Here is an 8,252-nt window from a genome sequence, read left to right as displayed (position 1 = left end):
TGAAGTATTCGATGTTGTCGATACCCAGGCCCCACTCCTCGCGGGGCTTCCAGACGGCTTCGACCCGCATGCCCATCCGCACCTCGGTCGCGTCGATCTCCTGAATCAGGTGCAGGAACGCGATATCGGCGCCGTCGAGCAGCACGTAGGCCGCGACGTACGGCGGCTTGATGCGCTGTCCGGCGAACGGGATGTTGATGATCGCGAACGTGGTCACCGTGCCCTTGTCGGGCAACTCGATGAAGTTGTCGAGTTCCAGTCCGGTCGCCGGGTCGGCTTCCTTCGGCGGGAAGTACACCTTCCCGTTTTTTCCGGTGCGGGCGCCCAGCAGCTTGCCCTCTTCCAGGCCGCGCAGGAATGCGGTCTCGGGAAGCGAAGCGGTGTGCTGGATTTCGATGCTGCTCGGTGTGATCTGGACCGTCACCGGGTCGCGGTCGTCGGTGGTCTCGGAAACTGGCTCGGCCTGCTCGCCGAGCCCGAAGTAGGCGATATCGGTGATCGCGCCCGCCGGTTCGTCCACCCAGTGGACGTGTACCCGCGCACCGGTGCTGATCGCCTCGGAGGATCCCGCATCCACGGCGTGCAGCATCGCGACGTCGGCGCCGTCGAGTTTGATCAGCGCCCAGGCGAACGGCTTGTCCAGCGGTTGTCCCTCTAGGGGTTCGGGCTGCCAGGTCCACGACAGCACGGTTCCGACGCTGGCCACCGGCACGATCTCGGTCAATCGTTCGTAGGTGACGGGATCGAACTCGGCGGGCGGAACATAGATCCGGCCGTCCGATCCGCGGACGCCGACGATGTGTCGCTCGCGCAGGGCGGTGAAGAACTGGCTGAGGGTGGGTCCGACTGAACGGGCGTAGTCGAATGACAGCCGCAGAGGGGCCGAGAGCGGCTTCTGATGGCTATCGATCTGCACCGGGCTACTTTGGCTGGTGGTCACAGCATCGAGTAGAACAGGTTCTAAGAATGGATTCAAGATAGGGTCGAGACCTGCAGGAAAGGCGGCACTCATGAAGCTCGGACTCCAGCTGGGATATTGGGGGGCTCAGCCACCCGACAACCACGCCGAACTCGTGGCCGCGGCCGAGGACGCCGGCTTCGACGCCGCGTTCACCGCCGAGGCATGGGGATCCGACGCCTACACGCCGCTGGCCTGGTGGGGCTCTTCGACGCAGCGGCTGCGGCTGGGCACCTCGGTGGTGCAGCTGTCGGCACGCACCCCGACCGCATGCGCGATGGCCGCGCTGACGCTCGACCACCTCAGCGGTGGCCGGCACATCCTGGGTCTCGGCGTATCGGGCCCGCAGGTCGTCGAGGGCTGGTACGGCCAGTCGTTTCCCAAGCCGCTGGCCCGAACCCGCGAATACGTCGACATCATCCGACAGGTCTGGGCCCGCGAGAAGCCGGTGACCAGCGCGGGCCCGCACTATCCGCTGCCGTTGACCGGCGAGCGCGCAACGGGTCTGGGCAAGCCGCTCAAGCCCATCACCCATCCGCTGCGGGCCGACATCCCGATCATGCTGGGCGCCGAAGGGCCGAAGAACGTGGCGCTGGCCGCCGAGGTCTGCGACGGCTGGCTGCCGATCTTCTACACGCCGCGGATGGCCGACACCTACAACGAGTGGCTGGACGAAGGCTTCGCCCGTCCGGGCGCACGCCGTAGCCGCGAGGACTTCGAGATCTGTGCGACCGCCAACATCGTCATAACCGAGGACCGCGGCGCCGCGTTCGCGGCCATGAAGCCCTACATCGCGCTCTACATGGGTGGCATGGGCGCCGAGGGCACCAACTTCCATGCCGACGTGTACCGCCGGATGGGTTACGCCGAGGTGGTCGACGACGTGACCAAGCTGTTCCGCAGTGGACACAAGGACGGCAAAGAACGAGCCGCCGAGATCATCCCCGACGAGGTGATCGACGACGCCGCGATCGTCGGCGACGTTGACTACGTGCGTAAGCAGATCAAGGCCTGGGAGGCCGCCGGCGTCACCATGATGGTGGTGTCTGGCCGCAGTACAGAGCAGGTCCGCGAGCTGGCGAGCCTGATCTGACCCGGTCCTTGCGGTGAGTTAGAACACGTTCTAGATTGGCCGGATGACAGCCTCCCAGCACACCATCGCCGGCACGGTGCTCACGATGCCGGTGCAGATTCGCAAGGCAACCCAGCACATGGCGATGTTCTCGGTGGACGCCGACGCCGCTCAGCACCTGATCGACTACAGCGGCTTGCGGGTCTGCCGTTACCTGCCCGGGCGTGCGGTCGTGGTTCTGATGTTGATGCACTACATCGACGGCGACCTGGGCCAGTACTACGAGTTCGGCACCAGCGTGATGGTCAATCCGCCCGGGTCTACTGCGAGCGGGCCACGGGCCCTGGGATCGGCCGGAGCCTTCATCCATCACCTGCCCGTCGACCAGGCGTTCACGCTGGAGGCGGGAACGAAGATCTGGGGCTACCCGAAAGTCATGGCGGACTTCGCTATTCGAGAGGGCCGGCAATTCGGATTCGACTGCACGGTCGACGGGCAACTGGTGATCGGGATGGACTTTCGTCCGGGCCTGCCGATCCGGCTGACCCCTCGCCGGCAGGCGCAGCGCAGCTACTCGCACCGCGACGGGGTCACCCGCGAGACCGCCTTCGAACACACGCTGGACGGTGTGCGGACCCGACTCGGTGGAGTGCACGTCCGGCTGGGCGATCATCCTTACGCGAAAGAGTTGGCGTCGCTGGGCCTTCCGAAGCGCGCGATGCTGTCCAGCTCTGCTGACCAAGTACAAATGACGTTCGGCGACGCTCAGGAGATTTCATGACCATGACCAAACCCGATATCGACTTGACCGACGGGACTTTCTACGCCGATCGTCCTGCGGCCCGTGAGGCCTACCGTTGGATGCGGGCCAACGCGCCGGTATTCCGCGATCGCAACGGGCTGGCCGCGGCGACGACCTATGCGGCGGTAATCGACGCCGAGCGCAACCCCGAGTTGTTCTCGAATGCGGGCGGCATCCGTCCTGATCAGGATGCCCTGCCGATGATGATCGACATGGATGATCCGGCACATCTGTTGCGCCGCAAGCTCGTCAACGCAGGGTTCACGCGAAAGCGGTTGAAGGTCCAGGACACCTCCATCGGCAAGTTGTGCGACTTGCTCATCGACGCGGTGTGCGAACGCGGTGAATGTGATCTCGTCCGAGACCTCGCCGCCCCGCTGCCGATGGCGGTCATCGGCGACATGCTCGGTGTGCTCCCGGAAGAGCGAGAGCTCTTCCTGAAGTGGTCCGACGACCTGATGGTCGGCCTCAGTTCGACTGTGTCCGAGGCTGACCTGCAGGTCACGATGGATGCCTTTATCGCGTACAACGACTACACGCGGAGCAAGATCGAAGAGCGCCGAGCCGAGCCGACCGAGGACTTGATCAGTGTCCTGGTGCACTCGGAGGTCGACGGTGAACGGCTGAGCGACGACGACATTCTTCAGGAGACGCTGCTGATCCTTGTCGGAGGCGACGAGACGACGCGTCACACGATTTCCGGCGGCATCGAACAGTTGATACGCAATCGCGACCAGTGGGACCTGCTGCAAAAAGATCCCGGCCTGCTCCCCGGTGCAGTCGAGGAAATGCTGCGCTGGACATCGCCGCTGAAGAACATGGCGCGGACAATCACCGCCGACACGGAGTTTCACGGCACCAGCCTCAAACAGGGCGAGAAGATGCTTCTACTGTTCGAATCGGCCAACTTCGACGAAGCCATTTTCGGCGACCCGGAGAACTTCCGTATTCAGCGAGATCCGAACAGTCACTTGGCATTTGGGTTCGGCACGCACTTCTGCCTGGGCAATCAATTGGCACGAATCGAGCTTGTGAACATGACCGGCCGGGTGCTTCAGCGGCTGCCCGATCTGCGGCTGGCCGACGACGGCGAGTTGCCACTTCGCCCGGCGAACTTCGTGTCCGGTCTGGAGAAAATGCCAGTGGTCTTCACCCCGACCGCGCCGTTGGGTTGATGGCTGCGGCCTAGGCGGCCGGCGAAAGATCGCTGGCTAACTATCTGTGGGTGCCTTGCGGCTCCATATCCGGTGCTTCTGCATCCCATCGAAAAACATAAAAGTATTCGTCGGGCAAAGGCTGTAGGTGGGCAGAGGCCAAGGTCTGCACTCTGCCGCCGCGGAGTCGACCAGTCAGGTTTGGCGCGCGACCAGAACCGGATCCCATAGCTGCCAAATCGTCGGCCGCCGAGTTTGCGTAATCACGCGCAAGACCGCGATCCATGAGAACATGGGCCATGGAGCCCGTTTGCTGTATCGATGTCACGCGCTTCCCGGCAAGCGTGCGCATGCCGACGGCTTCGCATTGGACGGTCAACCCCCAGAACTCTTTATTCACCTCGACCACTCGGGTTAACTCGCGAACATTTTGGCAAATGTCTTCCCATGCCCGCTTGAGCTCACCCGAGGAGTCAAAGCATTGAAACGCGGGATCGTTGGGGCAAAGACGAATGCACGATCCGCACACACCGGCGGTCTGCATGGAGCCGCGCGAGAATTCGTTGCTTTAGTCGACAATAATATCGTGTGAACGAGCGTGGGCCTCAGATGCGGATAGCAGTGATTGGAACCGGTTATCTGGGTGCAACCCACGCTGCTTGCATGGCACAAATCGGCCATGATGTGCTGGGTGTCGACATCGACCCGGGCAAGGTGGCCAAGCTCCAGTCGGGCGAGGTGCCCTTCTTCGAACCCGGAATCGAGGACATCGTAAGAGGCAACCTGGCATCCGGCCGGCTGCGCTTTACCGACTCCTACGTGGAAGCGGCCGATTTCGCGGACGTGTTCTTTCTTACCGTCGGCACACCACAAAGCGACACGGGTCTGGGCGCGAACCTATCGTACTTAAATGCGGCGATCGATACTTTGTCTCCGCATCTGAATAGACCAGCTCTAATAGTGGGAAAATCCACCGTGCCGGTAGGCACAGCGGAGCGCTTGGCGGGACGTATGCGAAGCATCGCACCCGCCGGTGACGATATAGAACTCGCCTGGAACCCGGAGTTCCTTCGCGAAGGCTTTGCCGTGCGCGATACTCTGCATCCGGATCGCATCGTGGTAGGTGTGGAACGGCATTACGAGAAGCGCGCGGAAAGAACGCTGGCAGAGTTGTACAAGCCGTTATCGTCCGACGGCAACATTCCGTTCTTGGTAACAAGTCTGGCGACAGCCGAATTGGCAAAAGTCGCGGCCAATGCCTTTCTAGCAACAAAAATCTCATTCATCAACGCGATTTCTGAGGTGTGCGAAGCTGCATCCGCCGATATCACCATGCTGGCCGACGCAATCGGGGCTGACAAGCGCATTGGGCGGGAGTTCCTCGATGCCGGGCTGGGCTTTGGCGGCGGATGCCTGCCGAAAGACATCCGTGCCTTCATGACGCGCGCCGACGAGTTGGGGCTCGATGATGTCGTCACGTTTTTGCAGGTGGTCGACAACATCAACATCAGACAGCGCAGCCGGGTAATCGACGCCACTCGAGAAATTTGCGGATCCTTTGCCGGGGCGAGAATTGCGGTTCTCGGCGTTGCCTTCAAGCCGAACTCCGACGATATTCGTGATTCACCGGCACTCGATGTGGCTGGGCAACTACAGCTACAGGGAGCCCTTGTAAGCGTGTTCGACCCTAAAGCCATGGACAATGCCCGACATCTGTTCTCGACGCTCAATTATTCGTTGTCGACCCTCGACGCTTGTAAGGGGGCCGATGTGGTGCTGATTCTCACCGAGTGGGAAGAATTTCGGCAACTGCAACCGGAAAAACTTGAGGCAGTAATGAGGCAGAAGCGCGTCATCGATGCGCGTAACTGTCTAGACTCGCAACGCTGGCGTGCCGCCGGCTGGAGTTACCGCGGGTTTGGGCGGCCGTGATGTTGCCGCAAAGAAGTTGGGCGCAACCTCAGGGGGGGTCGTGAGAGTCCTTGTTACCGGTGGGGCCGGTTTTCTTGGATCACATCTCTGCGATCTGTTGATCGACAGAGACCACACGGTTGTATGTCTTGACGATCTCTCAACTGGCCGCCGCACCAACATTGAGCATCTCTGTATGTCTCCCAAATTCTCATTCATCGAGGAGAGCGTTCTTGAGACGATTGATATCGAGGGCAGATTCGATGGTGTGATTCATCTTGCCAGCCCAGCATCGCCGTTCGCGTACCTGAACAGGCCCATCTTCACGCTACGGACCGGGTCGGAGGGAACGCGGAACGTGCTCGATTTCGCCTTGAGCAAATCCGCACGCTTCATCCTCGCATCAACCAGTGAAATTTATGGCGAACCCCTTCTTCACCCGCAGCTGGAGGAATATTGGGGCAACGTCAACCCGGTCGGACCGCGGAGCGTCTACGACGAGGCCAAACGTTACGCAGAAGCGATAACAACGGCCTACCGCACGTCTTGTGGCGCAAACACAGGAATTCTCCGTATTTTCAACACTTACGGGCCTCGGATGCATCCGGACGACGGCCGCGTTGTTTCAGCATTCATTGACCAAGCCCTGAATGCCAAGGCTCTGACCGTTTTCGGGGATGGAACCCAAACGAGAAGTCTTTGCTTCGTAGACGACTTGGTTCGTGGGATCCTGGCGATGTTGCATTCTGACGAACCGGGACCAGTCAACCTGGGCAACCCAACGGAACTCAGCGTTCTCGAGATCGCTAAATTGGTGATCGAACTGACTAGTTCATCTTCCCCAATAGAGTTGCATCCGCTGCCGCAAGATGATCCGACCCGTCGGCGGCCCGACATTACAAGAGCGCGTGATCGGCTTGGATGGCACCCTCAGGTCTCGGTACGTGACGGGATAGCGCGCACTATCGAATGGCACGCAAGGCAATCCGGGGAAGCCTGGCATCGTGCATGCGTGCGATGACCCCACCCGGGTCGACGTCAGACACCTGGCGAAGACCTTCGGGTCGTTTCGGGCCGTGGACGACGTGTCATTCTCCGTGGGCAAAGCCGAAATCGTTGGCCTCGTCGGTCCGAACGGAGCGGGCAAGTCGACCATCGTGCACATGCTGCTGGGGTTGATCACGCCAAGCTCCGGCACATTCTCCTTGTTCGGGAAAAGCTTGCAAGAGAATCGCGAGTCTACGCTGCAACGACTGAACTTCACCACACCGAATGTGGCATTTCCGCCGCGTCTGACGGTTTTAGAAAACTTATCGGTTTATGCGCGGATTTATGGAGTCGAGAATCCCATACACAAAATCCACGAGCTGCTTGACCGTTTTTCGATCATGAAACTGCAGAACAAACCGCTATCAAGACTTTCCTCTGGCGAAGCAACGCGCGTCGGTTTATGCAAGGCGTTTCTTAACGACCCCGAACTGTTGTTGCTTGATGAGCCCACCGTCTACCTTGACCCGCTGATGGCGCTCGAGGTGAGGGAAATATTGCTGGAGTTACAGCGAAGCCGCGGCACGAGCATTCTTTATACCTCGCACAATATGGGCGAAGTTCAGCGGATGTGCAATAGAATCGTGTTCCTGAGCCGTGGCCGAGTCATTGCAAGCGGAACTCCGATCGACGTCACGCGGGACATCTTGGAAGAGCACCGGGACGAGCCCGCGCTCGAAGAAGTCTTCATCCAGATCGCGAGAGAGCAGAAAGATGCGTCTCCATAGAATCCAAGCCGTGGTTATACGCCACCTGTATGAATTACGGCGCAACAACAACCACTTGATCAATATGGTCTATTTCCCTGTGGTGAATATCGTAATGTGGGGTTTTATCACTATCTACCTCACGCACCACGAGGGCATGCAATCGGGTCTCATCAGTTCGTTGCTTGGCGGAGTCGTATTGTGGGGATTTTTCTACGGATTCCAGCGTGACATGGCGCAAGGATTCCTGGACGAGTTCGGGTCGCGAAATCTCATTAATCTGTTCGGCTCGCCGCTCAGTATAGCGGAATACCTTTCCGCTTTGATATCAGTGAACCTAATCAAGGCCTTGATTGGTTTGATCCTGGAATCTGCGATTGCTTTGCTCTGCTATCACTTCAACATCTTCCCGTTATTAATTAAATTCATTCCGTTCATTGCCGTCCTGATGTTCTTCGGCCTTGCCGGCGGCGTTGCAGTCACGAGCCTGATCCTGCGTTATAAGTCGAGGCTTGAGGGACTGGCATGGAGCATTGCCGGAGTGTTGATGCCCTTTTCCTGTGTCTTCTACCCGCTGAAAACGCTGCCGGCTTCACTTCGT

8 protein-coding genes are annotated in these 8,252 nt (G+C 59.9%); 7 read left to right on the top strand and 1 reads right to left on the bottom strand.

All coding sequences use genetic code 11. From position 1 onward, the window contains the following. Positions 1-940: Zn-ribbon domain-containing OB-fold protein (locus WAO18_RS22290; protein ID WP_422208406.1), on the bottom strand; the 940-nt coding region annotated here is incomplete at its 3' end. Between the two features lie 70 nt (positions 941-1,010). On the opposite strand from WAO18_RS22290, the gene WAO18_RS22285 reads away from it, so the two are divergent. From WAO18_RS22285 to WAO18_RS22255, 7 genes are all read left to right on the top strand, one after another. Further along, entirely contained in the window at positions 1,011-2,051 is a 1,041-nt protein-coding gene (locus tag WAO18_RS22285) for an LLM class F420-dependent oxidoreductase (protein WP_422208405.1), read from the top strand. Positions 2,052-2,094: 43 nt separating this feature from the next. After that, on the top strand, positions 2,095-2,811 hold the full coding sequence (locus tag WAO18_RS22280) for an acetoacetate decarboxylase family protein (RefSeq protein WP_422208404.1): 717 nt from the start codon (positions 2,095-2,097) through the stop codon (positions 2,809-2,811). Continuing rightward, on the top strand, positions 2,808-4,007 hold the full coding sequence (locus WAO18_RS22275) for a cytochrome P450 (RefSeq protein ID WP_422208403.1): 1,200 nt from the start codon (positions 2,808-2,810) through the stop codon (positions 4,005-4,007). The genes WAO18_RS22280 and WAO18_RS22275 overlap by 4 nt, the downstream gene beginning before the upstream one ends. A 588-nt stretch (positions 4,008-4,595) precedes the next feature. Continuing rightward, positions 4,596-5,918: a UDP-glucose dehydrogenase family protein gene (locus WAO18_RS22270; protein WP_422208402.1), complete on the top strand. Its 1,323-nt coding sequence runs from the start codon at positions 4,596-4,598 to the stop codon at positions 5,916-5,918. A 40-nt stretch (positions 5,919-5,958) separates the two neighbouring features. Further along, positions 5,959-6,918 (top strand): UDP-glucuronic acid decarboxylase family protein, encoded by a 960-nt coding sequence (locus tag WAO18_RS22265; protein WP_422208401.1) that lies wholly within the window; start codon positions 5,959-5,961, stop codon positions 6,916-6,918. Between the two features lie 55 nt (positions 6,919-6,973). Next, positions 6,974-7,672, top strand: coding sequence for an ABC transporter ATP-binding protein (locus WAO18_RS22260; RefSeq protein WP_422208400.1), 699 nt, complete (start codon positions 6,974-6,976; stop codon positions 7,670-7,672). Between the two features lie 10 nt (positions 7,673-7,682). Continuing rightward, positions 7,683-8,252: hypothetical protein (locus WAO18_RS22255; RefSeq protein WP_422208399.1), on the top strand; the 570-nt coding region annotated here is incomplete at its 3' end.

Origin of the sequence: Mycobacterium sp., from assembly GCF_049278535.1 — a bacterium.
GTDB lineage: Bacteria > Actinomycetota > Actinomycetes > Mycobacteriales > Mycobacteriaceae > Mycobacterium.
This window is presented reverse-complemented; position numbering and strand designations above follow the sequence as displayed.

Bases quoted from the DNA above. Each gene is read 5' to 3' on its own strand.
- WAO18_RS22275 (WP_422208403.1), top strand. From the start codon at position 2,808: ATGACCATGACCAAACCCGATATCGACTTGACCGACGGGACTTTCTAC.
- WAO18_RS22280 (WP_422208404.1), top strand. From the start codon at position 2,095: ATGACAGCCTCCCAGCACACCATCGCCGGCACGGTGCTCACGATGCCG.
- WAO18_RS22285 (WP_422208405.1), top strand. From the start codon at position 1,011: ATGAAGCTCGGACTCCAGCTGGGATATTGGGGGGCTCAGCCACCCGAC.
- WAO18_RS22270 (WP_422208402.1), top strand. From the start codon at position 4,596: ATGCGGATAGCAGTGATTGGAACCGGTTATCTGGGTGCAACCCACGCT.